Source organism: Shewanella morhuae, assembly GCF_003028295.1.
GTDB lineage: Bacteria > Pseudomonadota > Gammaproteobacteria > Enterobacterales > Shewanellaceae > Shewanella > Shewanella morhuae.
The window spans coordinates 480,244-501,203 of sequence record NZ_PYSG01000002.1; the positions used below are offsets into that span (position 1 = coordinate 480,244).

Sequence of the window (20,960 nt, forward strand, 5' to 3'; positions counted from 1 at the left end):
TGAAAATCCCGCTTCGGCGGGATTTTCAATGGAAATTGTTTTGGCTGCCAATGGCTTTTAGCACGAGTCAATTTACTGAATGGCTACTTCTTTATCTCCATTAGGATCTGCAGTGCCCTTTTGCGTTTATCAAGATCATATAAGTCGTTGGTGAAGATAAACTCATCTATGCCAAGTTCTGTGACGATCATTTCCAAGCGATGTTTTATAGTCGCAGGGCCGCCAGAGACAGATAAACCTAAGAAATTATCGACGTAGGTCTTTTCTTGCTCACTCCACAAGCCGTCCATGGTTTCAACGGGTGGTTTTAACCATAAGTCGTGACCACGGATAAGCGCCAGTACGCGTTGCTTCGATGTCGTACCCAGAAATAGCGCCTCTTCATCAGTGTCGGCGGCAACGAGCGGCAAACCTAACATCACATACGGCTTATCCAGCACTTGCGATGGTTTAAAATCGCGGCGATAGATTTCAATCGCATCATAAAGAAAACGTGGTGCAAAGTGGCCGGCAAACACATAGGGCAAACCGCGCTGCGCCGCTAACTGTGCACTAAATAGGCTTGAACCCAATAACCAAATGGGTACATTTGTGCCTTCTCCGGGAATTGCTCGCACCGCCTGACGGCCATTGTAAGGGCCAAGTAAGGTTTGTAATTCACTGACCTCCTCTGGGAATTGTTCGGCGCGGCTGCTATCGCGGTTCAATGCTCGGCTGGTAATTTGATCGCTGCCGGGCGCGCGCCCCAAACCCAAATCAATTCGACCGGGATACAGGCTTTCAAGGGTACCGAACTGTTCTGCGACCACTAAAGGTGCATGGTTAGGCAGCATAATGCCGCCCGCACCAACCCGAATGCGCAGGGTGTTACCAGCAATATAACCAATTAATACTGAGGTCGCTGAACTGGCGATACCGGGCATATTGTGGTGCTCGGCAAACCAAAAGCGATTAAAGCCGAGGCGATCGGCCTCTTTGGCATACTGCAAACTGTCGTGCAGCGTTTCACCTACGGTCGACCCTTGGCGCATGGGTGCGAGTTCCAATAACGAGAAAGGAATATCGGCTAATATTGATGTTTGTTGTGACATGGTGTCTCCAAGTGACTGCCGTTTTAATCAGTGATAGCAAGTGGCTCTTATGTTGTGAGAAGCACTGTTAAACTGAAAATAAAAATAAACGTAGGGAACAGTCATGATGAATAAAAGGTATTCAGTGTCATTGATATGGGGTCACATTAGCACTTCTCAAGCTTAGTCGGCTAATGCCTCGTAGCTTAATCTTTATTTGAGTTCTTATTTAACGTGTTCTAGTCGACCGAGCACGTGATTGCTTTGTAAAAATAATTGAGGGTTAAAATCATCTTAGTCTGAGCATTATAAGGTGGGAATAAAGATTTTATTGTCAACAACTGAGCGCTGTGCCCACCGTATTGCGCTTGTATAGCTTTTGCTAAAGTCCATTGAGTTATGAGGCGCTACGCAAGGACAGTAATCGATTTGAATGAGGTGATAAAAACTGCCGATAGCATGGCTTATCGGCAGTTTAGTGTTAAGCAATAAAGATGATTAGATTGAAGATTACAGCTCCGCTTTTACATCACGAAGTGATGCTGCCGCATTATCGCCAATACTATTATGGGCATTGTGAGTCTCAGTCAGGCGGCGCATCAAAGGCAACACTGCTAGCGCGATAAAGGTACAGACCACCGCCGCGATACCCAGTTTATTAAATAGACTGGTATATACTGGCAAGGTTTGCAGCGGATCGATTAAATCTTTCGGTACACTGGCAAAGTTGGCCACTACACCGCCTAGATATTGAGAAATACCTGATGCGACAAAATAAGCGCCCATCATAAAACCACCCATACGTGCAGGCACGTAGCGGGCAATCATCGCAAGGCCAAGACCACTAACCAGTAATTCACCTAAAGAGTAAGAGGCATAGCCCCAAATCATGATCCATGATGAGGTTTTACCATTAACAGCAAATTGCTCCGCAAAACCATAGATAAAAAAGCCAATCGCGACGACCGCAAAACCGAGCGCAAACTTAGCTGCAATAGAGAAGTCTTTGTTATTGCGCCCCGCCCATGAATAGCTCCATGCCAATACAGGGCTCAACACCATAATCCACAGGGGGTTAAGTGCTTGAAATTGGGCTGGTGACCAAGTCCATAAATGGGTACCAAAAAATTGGAAATCCCAGTCCACGTTACGCAGGGCAAACAGCGCCAGTGACGTTGACATTTGCTGATAGAAAATAAAGAAGAACACGGTTTGCACTGTTAGGATCAATGCCGCGATAAGGCCCGCGCGTTCACTTTTTTCACTGGTACGGATTAAGTGGAAGAAAATAGCCAATACCGCAATACCTGCGGCATAAACGAAAATACGTGCAACCGCTTCATATTCAAGAATAATGGCCGAGGCCACAACTGAAAGCGCGGCCAGAACTAAAACAATTGTGAGGCTTTTCTTATTGACTGGGCGTGTATCTGGCTCAGAACCATAGTTAGCGAGGCTTTTATACATTAATGCATAGTTGCCTAAGCCCACCAGTATACCCACACAACATACGGCAAAGGCAGCATGCCAACCAAATTCGTTGCCATACTGGGCGTTGACGTAATCCTTAATCCAAGGCGTAAGCAACATAGAGAAGGTTGAGCCGACGTTTACCGCCATATAATAGATAGTAAACGCACTGTCGATTTTAGAATCGTCACCTTCATAAATTTTACGAACTAAGTTACCGGCATTGGGTTTGAATAGGCCGTTACCGACCACAATCACACCGAGTGCTGAAAACATAAACCAAGTATTTTCAGTGGGTACTGCCATTAATGCATATCCTAGAGAAAGGATACCCGCACCCAATAACATCGTTCGCTTAGTGCCGAGGATCTTATCCCCAACCCAGCCGCCAATCGCAGGTGATACATAAATAAGCGCCGCACAGGCACTCCATACTAAGTTTGCGCGTGAGTCATCAAAGCCGAGGCGCTGCACCATAAAGTACACAATCAGCGCTTGCATACCGTAATAACCAAAGCGTTCCCATAATTCGATAAGTGACACAGTCATAAATGAATGTGTTTTACTTACCGGAGCAGTCCCAATAGTCATATCGCTTGCTTCCAATATTATTTTTTTAGATTTAAGGGGGAAGATTATAAGGCGATATTCACTGCAAACCAATGGTGTAAAGCAGTAGAATGGATTTTGTTACAAATGATTTTAAAATTTTAAGCTGAATTTCAGTAATCGCGACCGATAAATGTTTATCTCGTCAGATAAAGAGATAGATCTAGACCTTAACCTCTATTTTGATGCTAATATTTTACTTATTAGTAACAAAGTAGACCTTTGATAATATGGATAAGCTTAACAGTGGGTTGCCATTTTTAAGTTAGTTTAATGAATATTAAAATAAAATAGCTCAAGATTATTGTGCAATTGTCATCCCTTGGGAGTTAACCAGATGAAGCATTTATCCATCAGTACTAAATTGTTGTGGATTACTTCCGCATTGTTCTTATTGATTGTCGCAATTTTAACGATAAGTCTTTGGCAGGCATTATCCGCACAAAATATCCAGGTTTCTGAACAAGTACAAAAAACCCTGCAACTGGAGACTCGCGATAAGCTAGAGGCACGAGCAGGCGAGTATGGTGAAATGGTTGCGGGGTTTATTAATGAGGCTTCTCGTATTCCTTTTTCTTTTGCGGGGATTGTTGAAAGCACCGCTGAAGAATTACCCTTAAAGCGCGATAGGTTAGAGCTTGCTCTTGCGGCCGTGCTAAAGAAAAGTTCGCAAACTTCTTCTATGTACGCGCAATTTGAACCGAATGGTTATGATGGTCTCGATAGCGAATTTTTAAATGTAGAGATTAGCCATAGTGTGGCATCTTCTGGTGCATTAGAAGTGTATTACACCCGTAATAGTGATGGTAGTGTGAAGCAACGGCAAGTTGATGATTCACAAGAAAAATACCTTACTAGTCTGAATGAGTTTGGTGTGCGTGATGCTGAATGGTATCTGTGCGCTAAAGAAACGCTAAAACCTTGTTTAATGGAGCCATATTTAGACGAAATCAGCCCTGGTCATACTGAGCTAATGACCTCCCTGACAGTACCGATAGTCAAGCATAAGCAGTTCATCGGTGTAATAGGTATTGATGTAAACTTACCGGTATTCCAATCGTTAATTGATCGATTAGCAAAGAGCCTTTATGACGGACAAGCTAAGGTCACATTGCTGAGTAATCATGGCTTTATTGTTGCGTCCAGCTATGACAGTAAAAAAGCCCGTCCTCTATCAGAATCAATAGATCCTAAATTAGCGACTAAAATTAGTTCATTGCATAAGAATGGTCAATACATGACGGACGGCGATGAAATTATTGTCGCTTATCCGATTAAAATTTCACTCGCGAATACTGAATGGTCACTGGTTATTCAAGTCCCTAATGCTCAAGCCTATAAAAGCTCAATTGAACTCAATAATAAAATGGATGAAATGGCTACATCACTTGGCAGCCTACTATTGATAGTGGGGTTAGTCGTATCAGTTATTGCCGTTATCACCATTAGTTTGGTGCTTCGCAGCATTATTTCGCCACTGAAGATGATTCAAAATAGAGTAGAGCATCTTGCTAGTGCAGAGGGTGACTTGACCCAATCGATTGAAGTCGACTCACATGCTGAGCTCATCGCTCTAGCAAAAGGCTTTAACTCCTTTATCTATAAGCTAAAGAGTCTCATTGCAGAATTAAAAGTTTTAGCGAGTCGTACTCAGCAAGAAAGCCAATCATCAGCAGAAATAGCCCAATTAACTCGTGATAGCGTCCAACGACAACATGGTGAGATTGAAAGTGTTGTTACTGCGGTAAATGAAATGAGCGCAACAGCGCTTGAAGTCGCTAAAGCATCAGAGCAAACGGCGGTAGAAACAGAGGCGATGTCGCGTAACATTCGTGCAAGTGAGGAAAGCTTAACTAAAGCAATGGATTATGTAGACACGATGTCGAAAGAGTCATTGCAAGCTAAAATAGCCGTTAGTAAAGTGGCCGAAAGTAGCACCAATATTAGTCGAATTCTTGAGGTGATTAGTTCGATTGCGGCGCAAACAAATCTACTCGCTTTGAATGCGGCAATTGAAGCCGCTAGGGCGGGTGAGCAAGGTCGTGGTTTCGCCGTCGTTGCCGATGAAGTCAGGGCGTTGGCGTCCAAGACTCAAAGCTCCACCGATGATATTAGTGTGCTTATCGATGCCCTCCAAAAAGAAGTACATAGTGCTTCAAGTATTATCGATAAAGGGGCTGAACGGGCGCAAATGGCCGTGACTCAGACAGAACAAGCTTTATCTTCTTTGAATTCAATGGTAAGCCAAATTGAGGAAATATCAGGACAAATTACACATATAGCAACTGCAGCAGAAGAGCAAAGTGCCGTAACCGAAGAGGTTAACCGTAATATTACTGGGATTTCAGAGTCCGCATCTGAACTTGCTCATCTTGCCGATGAAGCACAGCGAAGCAGTGTGGTATTGGCGGATTTAGTTAGACAACAACATGAAGAATTAGGTAAGTTAAAAACCTAAACGTCAGTTTGACAGTGTTCTATGTATTTAAAAACTCTTAGAATGAAGGCGATTCATCTAAGAGTTTTTTATTAGATAAATTAAATTTATCACGTTGTTATTCTACGTAATTTATATCGCGTAGAAAGAATATTACTCATAGAACCAATAAGCAACGCGTCTATTTTAAATACGAAAAAGCCGTAGTAGGGGTTAACCTACTACGGCTTATCAGAATTGGTGGCCCCTCACGGACTTGAACCGTGGACCTAACGATTATGAGTCGTGTGCTCTAACCAACTGAGCTAAGGGGCCGACTAAAGACAGTCGTCACTGTCTAAAGCGAGTGGAATTATACTAAGCTTGTTTGCGCTTGTCACTGGTGTTTTTGCTTCTAATTCACCTAATTGATTCAAGTGGTTATCTGTTAATCAACTTTATTGATTTATCGGGTGTGCGCTTAGCTATTTTTATCCTATTACAGGTTAATAACCTTAGTGCAGACGGATTAGTGACATAAAAAAGCCCTGCAAGAGCAGGGCTTTGTCGTTTTAGCTTAGTGTGGATTTTATATCCAACTATTCATCTAAGAACGATTTTAAGATTTCTGAGCGTGAAGGGTGGCGAAGCTTGCGCAGCGCTTTAGCTTCAATTTGTCGAATACGCTCGCGCGTCACGTCAAACTGTTTACCTACTTCTTCTAACGTATGGTCAGTATTCATATCGATACCAAAACGCATACGCAGTACTTTTGCTTCACGGGCTGTCAGGCCAGCTAATACTTCATGGGTGGCGTTTTTCAAGCTTTCGCTGGTTGCGCTATCCAGTGGTAATTCGAGGGTAGTATCCTCGATAAAATCACCTAAATGCGAATCTTCATCGTCACCGATAGGGGTTTCCATGGAGATAGGTTCTTTAGCGATTTTCAATACTTTACGGATCTTATCTTCCGGCATCATCATGCGCTCAGCCAGTTCTTCAGGCGAAGGCTCACGGCCCATTTCCTGTAGCATTTGGCGAGAGATTCGATTCAGCTTGTTGATCGTTTCGATCATGTGCACTGGAATACGGATCGTACGTGCTTGGTCGGCGATAGAGCGAGTAATTGCCTGACGGATCCACCAAGTTGCGTAAGTTGAAAACTTATAACCACGACGGTATTCGAATTTATCTACCGCCTTCATCAAGCCAATATTACCTTCTTGGATTAAGTCCAAGAATTGCAGACCACGGTTGGTATATTTCTTCGCGATAGAGATTACCAGACGTAAGTTTGCTTCAACCATTTCTTTTTTCGCACGGCGCGCTTTGGCTTCACCGATTGACATACGACGGTTAATGTCTTTAATGGCTGAAATGACTAAACCTGTTTCTTCTTCCACTGCTGCAAGCTTAGTGCGACAACGGTTTACGTCGTCTTCAACCATTCTTAGGCCTTCGGCATAAGGTTTAGTTGAGGCTTTTTCAGTGTGGAACCAATCTAGGTTAGTTTCGTTACCCGTAAAGAATTTGACGAAGTTTTTCTTCGGCATTTTAGCTTGTTCAACACACAGTTTTAACACTAAGCGTTCTTGAACACGTACGCGGTCCATCATAGTGCGCATGCTTTTGACTAAACGATCAAACTGTTTAGGTACTAAACGAAACTCTTTGAAGATTTCACCAATTTCGAATAAGGCTTTTACTGACTCAGGATGTTCGCGACCCTTTGCGTCAATAATTTTTAATGCACTTTCGTAAGCGGTTCTGAGGTGACCGAATTTTTCACGTGCTTCTTCAGGATCAGGCCCTTTGTTGCCTTCCTCTTCTTCTTCGGCATCATCACCATCTTCTTCGTCATCTTCATCATCTAATTGATCTTCAGATAACTCTGAGCCGATGTGAGTTGCTGTTGGTGCAACGTCATCTTCGTCTGGATTGACAAACCCAGATATAATATCGGATAGGCGCAGTTCATCGGCTTCAAATTGGTCGAATTGCTCAAGGATCATCGCGATCGCTTGTGGATATTCGGCAACGGAGCTTTGAACTGTGTTGATACCTTCTTCTATACGCTTGGCGATAACAATCTCGCCTTCGCGGGTTAGAAGTTCAACGGTACCCATTTCACGCATGTACATGCGCACAGGATCGGTAGTGCGGCCAAGTTCGCTTTCGACTGTTGCCAGTGCGGCGGCGGCTTCTTCTGCTGCATCTTCGTCTGTATTGTCTTCTGACATCATCATGTCATCGGCATCGGGAGCTTCTTCGAAGACTCGGATACCCATGTCATTGATCATCTGGATAATATCTTCGATCTGGTCAGAATCGACCATGTCTGCAGGTAAGTGATCGTTCACTTCTGCATAGGTTAAGTAACCTTGCTCTTTACCTTTGGCAAGCAACAGCTTAAGTTGCGACTGCGGAGTATGATCCATAGATATCATCCAAGTTGGGAAACTGTTACAACGACGGACATAGAGCATAAGCTCAATGCCGCACAAATCGTCAATTATAGCCGCGTGCACATGTCTGTGCTAGTCACTGGGATAGTGAATGAGGACATTTTTGCCTCAGTTTAACCCTTTCATGACTGAGATCAGCTTCGAAAGCTGGATCTTCTCTTCTTTAGTATGAGTCTGTTTAAGGCTCAATTCCTGATATCGTTGTTCAATATATTGATTGTTCAACCAAACCAGGGTTTGTTTAAACTTTTCGAGCAGGTTTTCATCCGCCACTTGATGGTCCCATTGGGCTAATTTATGCAGAGCTCCGCTGTGGGAGTGTTCCCTGAATTTTTCAAGTAGTTGTGCGCTGTTTAACCCTTGCTCTCGAGTCATCTCCAATAACAGTGGCAGCAATTCTATGCCTGGCATCTGCAAGTGGGCTAGTGCGGGTTGTGGGGGTAAACCCAATCCCAGTTTAGGATGTTGTACGAGTAATGCGATGGCAAGTCGCAATGGTGTACCGCGTCCTTTTAATCCTCTATTTGCTATTGGCTTAGCTTGTTTAACGCTAAAGCCTAGCTTCTTTTTCATATCTTCTGAGCTGTTCATTCCAAGCTTGTGAGCTAAATTCTCAAGCAATAAATTTTGCAGCACAGTATCTTGAATTTTTTCAATTAAGATAAAAGCTTGTTTCGCTAAGTTGCCTTTATCCGTACCGTATTTGGTGGCTAATGTGTCAAATAAAAACTCAGGTAGCGCAATGGCTGAGCCCATTAAAACTTCAAAGGCGTCTTTACCAATTTTACGCACCATAGAATCAGGATCTTCACCCTGAGGCAGAAACATAAATCGTACTTGATCGCCCGGCTTTAATAATGGCAATGCCGTTTCTAAGGCGCGCCAAGCCGCTTCTGTACCCGCTCGGTCGCCGTCGTAACAGCAAACCACTTCTTTAGCACTACGCAGTAATAGCTGAAATTGTTCAGCTGTGGTCGATGTACCTAAAGAGGCTACGGCATAATCGACGCCAAATTGCGCCAGTGCGACCACATCCATATAGCCTTCGACGATCAACACTTTGTCAGGATCGCGATGGCGTTGCTTTAGTTCGTACAGACCATAAAGTTCATTGCCCTTATGAAATATGGGCGTTTCTGGAGAATTCAAGTATTTGGGTGTGCCATCACCTAAAACTCTTCCACCAAAGCCAATAACCCGTCCGCGTCTGTCGCGGATTGGAAACATTAGGCGATCACGAAAACGGTCGTAACGCTTACCACTGTCATTGGCAATTAACATACCTGCCGTCAGCAGTTTGTCCTGCGCATCTTGATTTTGACGATAGCGGCCTAGTAAGCCATCCCAACCGTCTGGCGCAAAACCGATACCAAAATGCTCTATTACCTCATCGGATAAGTCACGATAAGTAAGGTAATCGATAACCTTTTGTTTATCTTGGTGTTGTCTAAGCTGGTTTTGATAATAAAGACAAGCTTCTTCCATGAGTTGATATAAATCACGGCTTAAGCCGTCGTCATGTCGCTTGCCTGTGCCTTGTTCTCTAGGAACCTCTAATCCAAGTTGGCCCGCTAGGTCTTCAATGGCGTCAATAAAATCGAGTCGGTCATACTCCATCACAAAATCGATGGCGTTACCGTGAGCACCGCAGCCAAAGCAATGATAGAACTGTTTATCACGGCTGACAGTAAACGAAGGTGATTTTTCGCTATGAAAAGGACAACAGGCTGAGTAGTTCTTACCCGCCTTTTTCAAGGGCACTTTACGATCGATAAGTTCGACTATGTCAGTGCGAGCGATCAGCTCATTGATAAAATCACGAGGTATTGCCATTGAGTGCTTAAAATCCCGCCTTGCGCGAATTTAAACAAACAAGCCGCGCATATGCACGGCTTGTTCATACAGTGAAACGCTAATTATTGCAATTTAGCACGGATCATAGCGCCAATAGCGCCCATGTCTGCACGTCCTTGCACTTTAGACTTCAATGCTCCCATTACTTTGCCCATATCCGCCATGGTTGATGCACCTACTTCTTCAATAGTTGCATCGATGAGCGCCGTGACTTCCGCCTCACTAAGAGGAGTAGGCAGGAAAGCTTCAATAACTTGAATCTCTGCTGCTTCCACGTCGGCCAAATCGTTGCGACCCGCTGCTTCAAATTGAGCAATCGAATCGCGACGTTGTTTCACCATTTTGGTTAAGACCGCTATAACCTGTTCATCAGTCAGAGATTCGCGAGTATCCACTTCAATCTGTTTGATGGCGGCTAATGCCATACGAATAGTACTCAAGCGCGCCTTCTCTTTGGCGAACATGGCCTGTTTCATATGGTCTTTTAGCTGATCAATTAGGCTCATATGAGATTAATATAAACGTACGCGACGTGCGTTTTCGCGAGAAAGCTTCTTAGCTAAACGTTTAACTGCAGCTGCTTTTGCGCGCTTACGTGCAGTAGTTGGCTTCTCGTAGAATTCACGAGCACGCACGTCGGCTAAAATACCAGCTTTTTCACAAGAGCGCTTGAAACGACGCAGAGCTACGTCGAATGGTTCGTTTTCACGTACTTTAATAATTGGCATACGCCATCACCCCTTAGGTGTAGGTTGTTCTGGTTCAATTGATCGAACCAAGTCTATTTAAAATGGTGCGGAATTTTATACCGAGACACCTAGGCTTGTAAAGCTCTAAAACCAGGAGCCGCCACTATAGTGGGTTCAATAATGGTTTCTGTAGCTGGAGTAATATAGCACTTACAGGTAGAATTAGCGCCCTTGATTAGATAATTAATGAGACATCATGCGGGTTCTAGGTATTGAAACATCTTGTGACGAGACAGGTATTGCTGTTTATGACGATGAGTTAGGCTTGTTATCCCACACGTTATATAGCCAAGTTAAGTTGCATGCGGACTATGGCGGTGTAGTGCCGGAACTGGCGTCACGTGACCATGTACGTAAAATTGTGCCACTTATCCGTCAGGCACTAAAAGATGCGAATACTGAAATAGCTGAACTCGATGGGGTTGCCTATACCAAGGGGCCTGGGCTTATCGGGGCCTTGCTTGTTGGTGCCTGTGTCGGGCGTTCGCTCGCTTTTGCGTGGGATAAGCCTGCTATTGGTGTGCACCACATGGAAGGACACTTACTGGCGCCTATGCTCGAGGAGGATGCGCCCGAGTTTCCTTTTGTGGCTTTACTCGTCTCCGGCGGCCACTCTATGTTGGTTAAAGTTGATGGTATTGGCCGCTATGAAGTGCTAGGCGAGTCTGTGGATGATGCGGCAGGTGAAGCATTCGATAAAACCGCTAAGTTAATGGGGCTAGATTATCCAGGTGGCCCCCGTTTGGCTAAGCTTGCGGCTAAAGGCTTACCAGCAGGTTATAAATTCCCGCGACCAATGACGGATAAACCTGGGCTTAACTTTAGTTTTTCGGGTTTAAAAACCTTTACTGCCAATACCATAGCCGCCGAGCCTGATGATGAGCAGACACGAGCTAATATTGCCAGAGCTTTTGAAGAAGCAGTGGTTGATACGCTGGCGATTAAGTGTCGTCGGGCGTTAAAACAAACGGGTTATAATCGACTCGTTATCGCCGGTGGCGTAAGTGCAAATACTCGTTTAAGGGAAACCTTAGCCGAAATGATGAGCTCGCTGGGTGGGCAAGTTTTTTATCCTCGCGGGGAGTTTTGTACCGATAATGGCGCCATGATTGCCTTTGCGGGATTACAGCGTTTAAAGGCTGGGCAGCATGAAGACTTGACAGTTAAAGGTCAGCCTAGATGGCCGTTAGACACTTTGCCTCCAGTTGATTAGTTATTTTATATAAAACAAAAAACTGCGTATTAAACGCAGTTTTTTGTTTTTAGGCATCGGACTAAATCGCTACAGTTTTTTAGGGCGTTTTTTGCGTGATACCTTAGATTCTTCACCCTTGAGCAACCGCTGAATATTATCTTTATGCCTTATAATGATAAGAGTCGATAGCATGGCAACGGGAATGGTAAATCTGTCGTCTAATAACCAAGTGTAGAGCGGTGCAAGTAAAGCGGTAAGGATAGCAGCAAGGGAAGAGTAGCGGCTAATAAGTAACAAGATAACCCAAGATGCCATTAAGCAAATGGCCAAATCATCGCCAATGGGGGCCATAGCGCCAAAAGCAGTAGCAACACCTTTACCGCCTTTAAAACCAAAAAATACTGGGTAAATGTGTCCAAGACAGGCTGCGATGGCGATTAGTCCCAAAGATATGGCATCTATGCCCATAAGATAGGCTAAATAAGAAGGTAGAGCACCTTTGAGCATATCGAAAAACAGCACAGCCGCTGCCGCACCAGCTCCACCAATTCGCAAGACGTTAGTGGCCCCTGGGTTGCCTGAACCTTGCAACCTTGGATCCGGTAACCCCCTCATTTTACAAACCAGCACGGCACTTGAGATCGAGCCTGCCAGATAGGCCGCTAAAATCATCAAAAGTGTCAGTGTTAATGGACTCACATTGGTTTCCTTACGCGTCTTAAGGTATTATCGCGCAGCAATTTAAAAAGCTAACTCAGTTATCAATTCCGTTATCGGTCTGTGTTATTACCAACACCGTTTTTACGCAGATATTTTCTGAATGAGCAAATCCTTTTAGGACGTTATCCTACTGTGGATTGGCCTGAGTAGAAAGTAAATTAGTGATCTGTCAGAAGATTGCGGATTATATAGCGAGAATCGCTTTCAACTTATCAGACCTCAAGATAATCAGTCGTTGGAGAATGCATGGATAAGGTACTTATACGTCAATTGCGTATTGATACAGTGATTGGCGTTTATGAGTGGGAAAAGAGTATTCATCAAAGCCTATTACTCGATCTTGATATGGCATGGGACATCAAACCTGCCGCAGCGACCGATGATTATCAATTTGCCCTCTGCTATGAGACGGTTTCTAAGCGGCTAACGCAACTTATTACAGAGCAACCTATTGAATTAATTGAAACTGTTGCTGAGCGAGTTGCCGATTGTTTGTTGCAAGAATTTAAGGTGACTTGGGTTAAAGTTATCGTAATGAAACCAGGGGCTGTGGCAACAGCAGCTTCTGTGGGTGTTCAGATTGAGCGTTCACGTTAACTAAACCCTTAAGTAGCATCATGGTTTAAAAAGATAATGTTTACCTACAGATAAATCGGACATTCGCATGGCACGTATTTATATCAGCTTAGGCAGTAATATAGAGCCTAAAAAACATCTGCAAGCAGGATTGCAGTCACTGCGAGCATGTTTTGGACCGTTGAATCTTTCTTCTATGTATGAAAGTGAAGCCGTTGGTTTTAGTGGCACTAACTTTTTAAACATGGTCGCGAGCGCTGAAACAGACCTTAATATTGCCGCAGTAGTTGCACAGTTTAAGCAAATCGAGCAGAATCACGGCCGGCTTATTGGGGCTAAGAAATTTAGCCCTAGAACTTTAGATTTAGACTTGTTGCTCTATGACGATATTGTTTGTCAAACTCCTGTTGTGCTGCCCCGTGATGAGATAGTCAATAATGCATTTGTGTTATGGCCATTAGCTGAGTTAGTACCAGCGCTTAAGCATCCTTTGGCTGGTAAAAGTTATGCAAGTTTGTGGCAGGAGTACGATAAAAATTCGCAGCGGCTTTGGCCCGTGGCGTTTGAGTGGCCTCAAGGGCTGACGTTTTAATTTATTGATAGGATTGTCATGGATACGTTTCAGGTTATTATTTTAGCGCTTATTCAAGGGCTAACCGAGTTTTTACCTATTTCTAGTTCTGCTCACTTAATTTTACCCGCACAGCTCTTAGGTTGGGAAGATCAAGGTTTATCTTTTGATGTTGCGGTTAATACCGGATCATTATTTGCCGTAGTGATTTATTTTAGGCATGAATTATGGACAATGTTTAATGCGTGGATTGCCAGTATATTTAAAGGCAAACAATCCGAAGACAGTAAGCTGGCTTGGTGGATTATTCTAGCAACCTTACCTGCGGTGTTTTTCGGTTTTATGGCTAAGGATTATATTGCGACCCATTTGCGAAATACTGAAGTTATCGCTGTTACTACTGTCATATTTGGTTTGTTGTTGTGGTGGGCTGATAAGATGTCACGCCGTGATTTAACTGTGTATCAAACTGGCTGGCGCAAAGCTTTGTTGATTGGTTTTGCGCAGGCATTAGCCTTAATCCCTGGCACATCACGTTCTGGTGCAACCATGACAGCGGCACTTATGCTAGGTTTAAGCCGCGATGCCGCCGCGCGATTTTCATTTTTAATGTCTGTACCTGTGAGTTTAGGTGCCGCTATTTTAGTCGGTAAAGATTTAGTGAAAAGCGAACTACCAATTGATTATCAAGCATTAACGTTAGGGACATTGGTTTCATTTGTGGCTGCTTATGCTTGTATTCACTACTTCTTGAAGATTATTAGCCGTATGGGTATGACCCCATTTGTAATCTACCGTTTAGCGTTAGGTGCTGTATTGTGTGGATTTATTTTTCTCTAGCTATCCTAGCTTGGACATCATAGTTAGATAATAAATAATAGAATCGGGTCAAGTACCCGATTTTTTGTTCTTTAAGCTTTTTTATTTTCTGAAGCTTAGCTTATTTTTGGAGCTTTATATGGGTCTTGAATTTCAGTGTCCAACCTGTGGACTTGCGTTAAAACAACATAAAGCATCCCAAGGCTTCTATTGTGCAGATAAACATCACTTTGATCGGGATGAACAAGGCTACTGGGTTTTTACTAAGCCACAACGCCAGAAACCGACGGGGGATTCGCGCGAGCAAGTGAGAGCTAAGCGTTTTCTGCTCGAATCAGGTATCTTTTCGCCCTTGGTTGATACATTGGCTGAGATAATCACTAGCTCTATCAGGCCTGATGCTTGTTTATTGGATTATGAATGCGCTGAGGGCTTTTACCTACGTGCTTTAGCATCTAAGTTGGCAGAGGTTGAAAATCCGTTAAATGTCCAGTACGTGGGCGTAGCGGACGCAGAAAACGCCATTTTTGCCGCGGCGAAGGCGCAGACTCCTGGAATGTTGTGTTTAAGCTCTTCTAAAAAATTACCCTTTGCTGATAATTGTGTGGATTTTATTACCGTCATTGATCGGCCGTTAAAAGGAAAAGAGTCTGTTAGGGTATTGAAAGATGATGGGACTATGTTACTGGTCATGCCAGGGCCACGACATTTATGGCAACTAAGAGAATATATTTATTCCGACTTAGTTGAAAAACCTTTCCAAGTGAATTTGCCCTCAGCATTATCGGTAAAAAGTACTCAGCCACTGAGTTTCACTCTAGCTGTTACTGGCGAGCAGGCATTAACATTGCTGGATATGGCTCCCTATGCGTGGCGTGCCACTGACAAGATGAAACACGATATCCAAGCTAGTCATTTTGAGTCGCTGGAAATTGACTATGTATTAGTCTTGGCACATAAACGTATGAGTGAACCGCTATAGATTAAAATCTACAGTTGATACGGCTGATTTTAATACAATTCATAGGCTTAGAACGATGGCTTTTAGGTGGTTTTAAAGGCTATATGACTCAAGCCTATGATTCAGTTTGTTATTTCTATGTTATGCTGGCTGAAATAGTTGTTGTTTTTAACCTTAGGTCCATTTCCTCGCTGACAAATGCAATCTTCTTGGAGCCACCATTCCCCATCTAACCTCGATTTGTTATTAATAACTATTCTTAAAATGATAGTGTTTTATACTTTTTATAAAATCATGCTTTAAGGGGAGGTGAGGCTGAGGTTTAAGAATTATTGTCTACTATATCTAGCGATTATTATGATTAATGATACGGACTTTCTAGAAATGAATCGCGATTGTTTATAGGAATCTGCGCTGTTTATAAAGTGGTATATAAGTGATTGCTTTTAGATTGACTAATAAGGGCAACTTTAAATGACATTCTAATCTTCAAAGTCAATTTAGTGTTGTGGTATTTTGTTTATCGTATCTGTAGATGATTTATATAAATAGCAGGCATAAAAAAAGGCTTAGATTGATGTGCTTATCGCTTTCATCTTTCTTAAGCCTTTTGTCTTAACCTACTAAATAGTAAGCTAAATTACCTATCATTACTTCTTGTAACGAGAAGCAACGTTGTCTAAACGGTCGTTTGCGCGTTTAGCTTCTGCTTGTGCGTCCATAGATGCAGCTTTTGCATCTTTAACGTCTGCAGACAGTTTGCTTTGCTCTGATTTCAGAGAACCAACATCAGCTGACAATTGATCAACCTTGTTGCCCAGAGTTGCAACGCTTTCTTCCAGTGCAGTAGTGTTTGCGCAACCACCTAGTAGGGCAGTCATTGCTAAACCAGCAATCATCAGTACTTTTTTGTTCATTGTAAAAAATCCCTTAAAATAGGTTGGATTTGAATGTTCCGTTACTTTGTAAGCGAAACTGCCTAATTATGACATAGCTATTTTAATTTGCTACGAATATTAATGTGTTTAACCACTATAGGCAGATAAAATTTTTTTAAAAGCTTTTTTTATAAGTTATATTAATATTTCTAATCGTAAACAGGGCAATTGTTCACTATAAAACGCTACGGCATTTACAAATTAATTACAAATTACGGGTTGTTTGTTGACTGTTGGGTTTGCAATTTGTGCTTAAGCTGACTGACCGCTTCAATTCGACGTAAATTTAATGCGTTTTTTATCTCTGCTCCCTGAAAGCCTGCCGCAATGATGGCACTAATATCAATGTTATTGGCGACGTCAAAGCACTGAGTTAGATACTCACCTTGTGGGTATGCATTGCTTTCAAAGCCAGTGCGACCACGCATATCGGCAGTGCAAGCTAAGATGAGTTGCTCTAAGCGTTCAGGCTTACGCCAAAAATCTGCTTTATCGAATATTTTGACGATAGTTTCCGCTCTGAGTTCGAATGCCTGATGCACATTCTGATGTTGATCGCTGACTAATAAAGCCACATCGCGCATTTCGTTAGGCACTCGTAAACGACTGCAGAGTGCTTTAATCAGCGGTAAACCTTTTTGTCCGTGACCGTGATGTTTTGGTAAATGCTCTTTGGGGCTAAGTGCTTTACCTAAGTCATGGACTAATGCGGCAAATCTAACGCTTTTGTCCTCTGTGAGAAGGGCTGCTTGAGCGATAACCATCAATGTATGCACGCCTGTATCAATTTCAGGATGCCATTTTTCAGGTTGAGGAATACCGAATAAAGCAAAAACTTCAGGAAACAGCACTTTTAGAGCACCGCATTGATTCAATACTTCAAAAAAGATCTCAGGGTGTGGGCCAGCTAAACTTTTGTCCACTTCTTGCCAAACACGTTCTGGCGTCAACGCGTTAAGTTCATCACTTTCGCTAATTTGACGCATAAGCGCGAGCGTTTCAGTGGCAATTTTAAAGCCTAAAGCATGGAATCTCGCGGCAAAACGAGCAACACGCAATACCCGTAAAGGGTCTTCTATAAAAGCATCAGAAACGTGGCGTAAATTGCGCTCTGCAATATCCCTCATACCATTAAAAGGATCGTAAAGCGTGCCATCTTCATCTTGTGCTATGGCATTGATAGTCAGATCTCGGCGTAGCAAGTCTTGTTCTAAAGTCACATCAGGGCTGGCATAGCAACTAAAACCACCATACCCTAGTCCAACTTTTCGTTCGGTGCGAGCCAGTGCGTATTCTTGTTGATTCTTAGGATGTAGAAAAACAGGAAAGTCTTTACCGACTTGACGGTAACCCAGCTGGAGCATTTGCTCTGGCGTTGCCCCAACGACGAGGTAATCTTTATCTTTAATTGGCAGATTGAGCAGGTTGTCACGCACTGCACCGCCGACGAGATATATTTTCACGGATTTGCTTCGGCTAATGTGTCATAAACATAGCTTAACATGCTCACATTGATGATTGGCAACGTCGCCTTGAGTTATTTACATGCAGAGTATGTCACATCGATGTTGCGGATATTTTGACAATAACATTGGGACGCTTTAACGTGGGGCGTTATTTTTAAATTAGGATGATTGGTGGTATGTACAAGGCTTTTTATGGACTCAGCGACAACCCTTTTTCAATTGCACCCAATCCCCATTATTTGTTTTTGAGTGATAGGCATCGAGAAGCGTTAGCCCACTTAACTTACGGGTTGGGTGAAACAGGTGGTTTTGTGCTGTTAACTGGTGAGGTTGGCACGGGAAAAACAACAGTATCTCGCTGTTTGTTAGGGCAATTGCCCGACAATACCGATACCGCATTTATCCTAAATCCGTCACTCACTGAGCTTGAGTTACTGGCAACACTTTGTGATGAGCTGAAAATCAGCTACGGCGATAATCCTACACTCAAGCAACTGATTGATCACTTGAGTCGGTTTCTATTAGCCAATCACAGTAAGGGCCGAAATACCGTACTGATTATTGATGAAGCGCAGCATTTACGCCCTGAGGTATTAGAACAACTGCGCTTACTTACTAATCTTGAAACCGATACCAAAAAATTATTACAAGTCATTTTGATTGGCCAGCCAGAATTGCAGTTGTTACTAAAGCGCCAAGAGTTACGTCAATTAGCACAGCGTATTACCGCACGTTACCATTTATTGCCGCTAAATGAAGATGAAATAGGGCTTTATGTATTGCATCGCTTACAAGTTGCGGGGCGGTTTGAACCGCTATTTACTGGAAAAGCCATTAAGGTTTTACAAAAGTACAGTGGTGGCATACCTCGATTAATTAACTTGTTATGCGAACGAGCTTTAATGGCTGGCTATGCTCAGTCACGAGTGCCAATTGATCATCATATGGTCAGGCAAGCCGCAGCAGAGGTGTTAGGTGAAATCGAGCCCACTCAGCATAAATATTTATGGTCAACAGTGACCACGATTGTGCTACTTATGGCTTTTGGTGTTTCTTATTGGCTATTGACTGATAAGCCCGTAAATGCAGCGACTAGTTTAGTTTCTCAGCCTAAGTTAGAGCCTAGTGGAGCAAATCCTCAAGAGTTAAGCACAACCGCTGCGGCGCATGAAGTGGCGCACCCAATTAATCTCTCAAGCATTGAGCCGCAGCAGGCATTAGTGGCCAGTCCTAATCAACGTTTGCTCAATGATGCGATTAATCAGAGTCGCAATATTGATACCGCTTTTGCGGGGCTATTTAGTGTGTGGGGAAAAGTGCCTTATAAAGGTTTAACTGCTTGTCAGTCTGCGGTTGAGCAAGAATTAGCATGCTATCAACAACAGGGTAATTGGATGTCATTGACTCGACTTAATTATCCTGCCGTTGTCTATTTAGTTGATGATCATCAGCTAGATTTTTATGGTGCTGTGATCGCAATTGATGGCGAGCAGTTACTAATGCAATTAGGGGAGCAACAGCTTTGGATTGATAAGGCTTGGTTTAATCAACATTTTAGTGGCACCTTCGAAATACTATGGCAAGCCCCTAATTTACCTATGATGGATATCAGTCAAAAATCGAGCCCTGGACAATTACAATGGTTGGAAAATGCTTTAGCCCATGTTAGCAACCGTAATGCGCGTAGAGTCAATCAATTCGATGTGCCATTAGAAAATGATCTTAAAGCTTTCCAAAGCCAGCATGGATTAAAAGCCGATGGTATTGCTGGGAACCAAACATTAGTGAGATTAAATTTGTATTTAAGCCAGCAAGGCCCACGTTTAACAGATAATGGGGCAAGTCGTTAATGTCTATATTACTTGATGCCGTTATCCGCAATAAACAACAGCAACAATCGCAGCTTCCCGATGCCGTAATGACGCCAAGGGCCAACTATTCGCCGTCACGCAAAGCGATGTCACCCACAGGCAGAATTTCTCTATTGGTGCTTGCAGTTGCCGCAGGAGTTGGGGCAGCTTGGGGGCTAAACGCTTGGGATCAGGCCCAGCTGACTAAAGCTGAATTAACTCCGACAGAGCTTATACCCGCTGAGCTTACCCCAAGTCGTGCTGTGGTAGTGGCAAGTCCATTGTCATCAATGTCATCGGCGGTTAACAATGAACCTTTGGCAGAGTCTAAAACTCAATTACAAACTGAATCAAACGCTGAGAGTGTTCGTTTTGCTGGGAAAGTAGCACTTCCTCGGGCGCAGACTTTACCTGAGCTAGCCGCCGTATCACCATTTCAACCTGGGGCAGTAGTATCAAATACACCTCAGATAGATTATACCCTCAATACCACTACTCCTGCTGTTGGTGTAAGTGATGCCAGTTACGCAGACTATATGTCGACTTCAGCTCAAGTTGATGCTGCAAATCGTGAAACGATGGCAGTGGACACTCAAACGTCATCTATTGGTGCATCACAAACCATGATGTTAGGCGCCAATGCCAATGGTGCAGGTTTAGCGAGCCTTGAGGCTCTACGGCAACAAGTGAGTGCGGCGGCAGAAGATGTGGGCTTAGAAACGAATAAAAGCCGTGATGAGGATAAGTTAGTCGCGACGTTTCAAACTGCATTAAAAAAGGTGGAATATACTCATGCTGCAAAAACACCTGTTACAGAGGCTAAATTAGACCCTATTCCTAAAACTGCCGTGGATGATATTCCAAAATATGGTCAGTTACCTGCGGGGTTACAGTTGCAAGTTCCTGAATTCAATATAGTTGCTCATGTTTATTCTACTGACTCAAGTCAGCGGTGGTTAAATGTCGATGGTGCTGAGTTACAAGAAGGAGATTTGATCGCGGGGAAATTAAAGATTATCGCCATCCGTCCACGGGATATCGTGTTAGATATTCAAGGAACTCAGTTTAAAGTTCCTGCGATTTAGACCTCTACAATTAAGTTAAATGATGCGATAAATCGTGACGATAAATAACACCGACAAACTTTTTTATCAATTTTAACAATGTGTTAGCAGTGGTAAATAATAAAGACAAAAAAGGCGCCTTGGGCGCCTTTTTTGTTATATACCGT

At 43.2% G+C, this 20,960-nt stretch carries 17 protein-coding genes and 1 tRNA gene; 8 read left to right on the forward strand and 10 right to left on the reverse strand.

The window, feature by feature from the left end; genetic code table 11:
• Positions 1–83: 83 nt before the first annotated feature.
• Both C9I43_RS02665 and C9I43_RS02670 read right to left on the reverse strand, forming a co-directional pair.
• The gene (locus C9I43_RS02665; RefSeq protein WP_107881940.1) at positions 84–1,091 is read right to left on the reverse strand and encodes an LLM class flavin-dependent oxidoreductase; all 1,008 of its coding nucleotides are present in this window, start codon (positions 1,089–1,091) and stop codon (positions 84–86) included.
• Between the two features lie 489 nt (positions 1,092–1,580).
• Positions 1,581–3,131, reverse strand: a complete 1,551-nt coding sequence (locus C9I43_RS02670; RefSeq protein ID WP_076496997.1) for a peptide MFS transporter — start codon at positions 3,129–3,131, stop codon at positions 1,581–1,583.
• Between the two features lie 355 nt (positions 3,132–3,486).
• Between C9I43_RS02670 and C9I43_RS02675 the strand changes: the two genes are divergently transcribed.
• The gene (locus C9I43_RS02675) at positions 3,487–5,607 is read left to right on the forward strand and encodes a methyl-accepting chemotaxis protein (RefSeq protein WP_076496996.1); all 2,121 of its coding nucleotides are present in this window, start codon (positions 3,487–3,489) and stop codon (positions 5,605–5,607) included.
• Positions 5,608–5,824: 217 nt separating this feature from the next.
• Here the strand turns inward: C9I43_RS02675 and C9I43_RS02680 are convergent.
• The 5 genes from C9I43_RS02680 to rpsU form a co-directional block, all read right to left on the reverse strand.
• A tRNA-Ile gene (locus tag C9I43_RS02680) sits at positions 5,825–5,901 on the reverse strand.
• A 263-nt stretch (positions 5,902–6,164) separates the two neighbouring features.
• Complete coding sequence (gene rpoD, locus C9I43_RS02685) at positions 6,165–8,003, reverse strand: RNA polymerase sigma factor RpoD (protein ID WP_107881942.1); 1,839 nt, start codon at positions 8,001–8,003, stop codon at positions 6,165–6,167.
• 135 nt (positions 8,004–8,138) lie between these two features.
• Complete coding sequence (gene dnaG, locus C9I43_RS02690) at positions 8,139–9,863, reverse strand: DNA primase (protein ID WP_107881944.1); 1,725 nt, start codon at positions 9,861–9,863, stop codon at positions 8,139–8,141.
• Positions 9,864–9,946: 83 nt separating this feature from the next.
• Positions 9,947–10,390 carry a GatB/YqeY domain-containing protein gene (locus C9I43_RS02695; protein WP_107881946.1) on the reverse strand — a complete coding sequence of 148 codons (444 nt, stop codon included), beginning with the start codon at positions 10,388–10,390 and terminating at the stop codon, positions 9,947–9,949.
• Between the two features lie 6 nt (positions 10,391–10,396).
• A complete protein-coding gene (gene rpsU, locus C9I43_RS02700; RefSeq protein WP_006080725.1) occupies positions 10,397–10,612 on the reverse strand; it encodes a 30S ribosomal protein S21 in 216 nt (71 codons plus the stop codon).
• A gap of 217 nt (positions 10,613–10,829) precedes the next feature.
• Between rpsU and tsaD the strand changes: the two genes are divergently transcribed.
• Positions 10,830–11,846 carry a tRNA (adenosine(37)-N6)-threonylcarbamoyltransferase complex transferase subunit TsaD gene (gene tsaD, locus C9I43_RS02705; protein WP_107881948.1) on the forward strand — a complete coding sequence of 339 codons (1,017 nt, stop codon included), beginning with the start codon at positions 10,830–10,832 and terminating at the stop codon, positions 11,844–11,846.
• Positions 11,847–11,915: 69 nt separating this feature from the next.
• Here tsaD and plsY read toward each other — a convergent pair whose 3' ends face one another.
• Entirely contained in the window at positions 11,916–12,527 is a 612-nt protein-coding gene (gene plsY, locus C9I43_RS02710) for a glycerol-3-phosphate 1-O-acyltransferase PlsY (RefSeq protein ID WP_076496992.1), read from the reverse strand.
• Positions 12,528–12,794: 267 nt separating this feature from the next.
• On the opposite strand from plsY, the gene folB reads away from it, so the two are divergent.
• The 4 genes from folB (at position 12,795) to C9I43_RS02730 (ending at position 15,496) form a co-directional block, all read left to right on the forward strand.
• Positions 12,795–13,145 carry a dihydroneopterin aldolase gene (folB, locus tag C9I43_RS02715; RefSeq protein WP_076496991.1) on the forward strand — a complete coding sequence of 117 codons (351 nt, stop codon included), beginning with the start codon at positions 12,795–12,797 and terminating at the stop codon, positions 13,143–13,145.
• Positions 13,146–13,212: 67 nt separating this feature from the next.
• Positions 13,213–13,716 (forward strand): 2-amino-4-hydroxy-6-hydroxymethyldihydropteridine diphosphokinase, encoded by a 504-nt coding sequence (gene folK / locus C9I43_RS02720; protein ID WP_107881950.1) that lies wholly within the window; start codon positions 13,213–13,215, stop codon positions 13,714–13,716.
• 18 nt (positions 13,717–13,734) lie between these two features.
• The gene (locus C9I43_RS02725) at positions 13,735–14,535 is read left to right on the forward strand and encodes an undecaprenyl-diphosphate phosphatase (RefSeq protein ID WP_076496989.1); all 801 of its coding nucleotides are present in this window, start codon (positions 13,735–13,737) and stop codon (positions 14,533–14,535) included.
• Positions 14,536–14,653: 118 nt separating this feature from the next.
• On the forward strand, positions 14,654–15,496 hold the full coding sequence (locus C9I43_RS02730) for a class I SAM-dependent methyltransferase (RefSeq protein ID WP_107881952.1): 843 nt from the start codon (positions 14,654–14,656) through the stop codon (positions 15,494–15,496).
• Between the two features lie 629 nt (positions 15,497–16,125).
• Here the strand turns inward: C9I43_RS02730 and C9I43_RS02735 are convergent.
• Both C9I43_RS02735 and C9I43_RS02740 read right to left on the reverse strand, forming a co-directional pair.
• Positions 16,126–16,392, reverse strand: a complete 267-nt coding sequence (locus C9I43_RS02735; protein WP_006080732.1) for an Lpp/OprI family alanine-zipper lipoprotein — start codon at positions 16,390–16,392, stop codon at positions 16,126–16,128.
• 233 nt (positions 16,393–16,625) lie between these two features.
• On the reverse strand, positions 16,626–17,876 hold the full coding sequence (locus C9I43_RS02740; RefSeq protein ID WP_107881954.1) for a multifunctional CCA addition/repair protein: 1,251 nt from the start codon (positions 17,874–17,876) through the stop codon (positions 16,626–16,628).
• Positions 17,877–18,055: 179 nt separating this feature from the next.
• Between C9I43_RS02740 and C9I43_RS02745 the strand changes: the two genes are divergently transcribed.
• Positions 18,056–19,729, forward strand: coding sequence for an ExeA family protein (locus tag C9I43_RS02745; RefSeq protein WP_107881956.1), 1,674 nt, complete (start codon positions 18,056–18,058; stop codon positions 19,727–19,729).
• Positions 19,729–20,814, forward strand: coding sequence for a general secretion pathway protein GspB (locus C9I43_RS02750; RefSeq protein ID WP_107881958.1), 1,086 nt, complete (start codon positions 19,729–19,731; stop codon positions 20,812–20,814). Before C9I43_RS02745 ends, C9I43_RS02750 begins: the two co-directional genes overlap by 1 nt.
• Positions 20,815–20,960 lie beyond the last annotated feature (146 nt).

Bases quoted from the DNA above. Each gene is read 5' to 3' on its own strand.
- C9I43_RS02750 (WP_107881958.1), top strand. From the start codon at position 19,729: ATGTCTATATTACTTGATGCCGTTATCCGCAATAAACAACAGCAACAA.
- C9I43_RS02695 (WP_107881946.1), bottom strand. From the start codon at position 10,390: ATGAGCCTAATTGATCAGCTAAAAGACCATATGAAACAGGCCATGTTC.
- dnaG (WP_107881944.1), bottom strand. From the start codon at position 9,863: ATGGCAATACCTCGTGATTTTATCAATGAGCTGATCGCTCGCACTGAC.
- folK (WP_107881950.1), top strand. From the start codon at position 13,213: ATGGCACGTATTTATATCAGCTTAGGCAGTAATATAGAGCCTAAAAAA.
- folB (WP_076496991.1), top strand. From the start codon at position 12,795: ATGGATAAGGTACTTATACGTCAATTGCGTATTGATACAGTGATTGGC.
- C9I43_RS02725 (WP_076496989.1), top strand. From the start codon at position 13,735: ATGGATACGTTTCAGGTTATTATTTTAGCGCTTATTCAAGGGCTAACC.
- C9I43_RS02730 (WP_107881952.1), top strand. From the start codon at position 14,654: ATGGGTCTTGAATTTCAGTGTCCAACCTGTGGACTTGCGTTAAAACAA.
- rpoD (WP_107881942.1), bottom strand. From the start codon at position 8,003: ATGGATCATACTCCGCAGTCGCAACTTAAGCTGTTGCTTGCCAAAGGT.
- tsaD (WP_107881948.1), top strand. From the start codon at position 10,830: ATGCGGGTTCTAGGTATTGAAACATCTTGTGACGAGACAGGTATTGCT.
- rpsU (WP_006080725.1), bottom strand. From the start codon at position 10,612: ATGCCAATTATTAAAGTACGTGAAAACGAACCATTCGACGTAGCTCTG.
- C9I43_RS02670 (WP_076496997.1), bottom strand. From the start codon at position 3,131: ATGACTATTGGGACTGCTCCGGTAAGTAAAACACATTCATTTATGACT.
- C9I43_RS02665 (WP_107881940.1), bottom strand. From the start codon at position 1,091: ATGTCACAACAAACATCAATATTAGCCGATATTCCTTTCTCGTTATTG.
- C9I43_RS02735 (WP_006080732.1), bottom strand. From the start codon at position 16,392: ATGAACAAAAAAGTACTGATGATTGCTGGTTTAGCAATGACTGCCCTA.
- C9I43_RS02675 (WP_076496996.1), top strand. From the start codon at position 3,487: ATGAAGCATTTATCCATCAGTACTAAATTGTTGTGGATTACTTCCGCA.
- C9I43_RS02745 (WP_107881956.1), top strand. From the start codon at position 18,056: ATGTACAAGGCTTTTTATGGACTCAGCGACAACCCTTTTTCAATTGCA.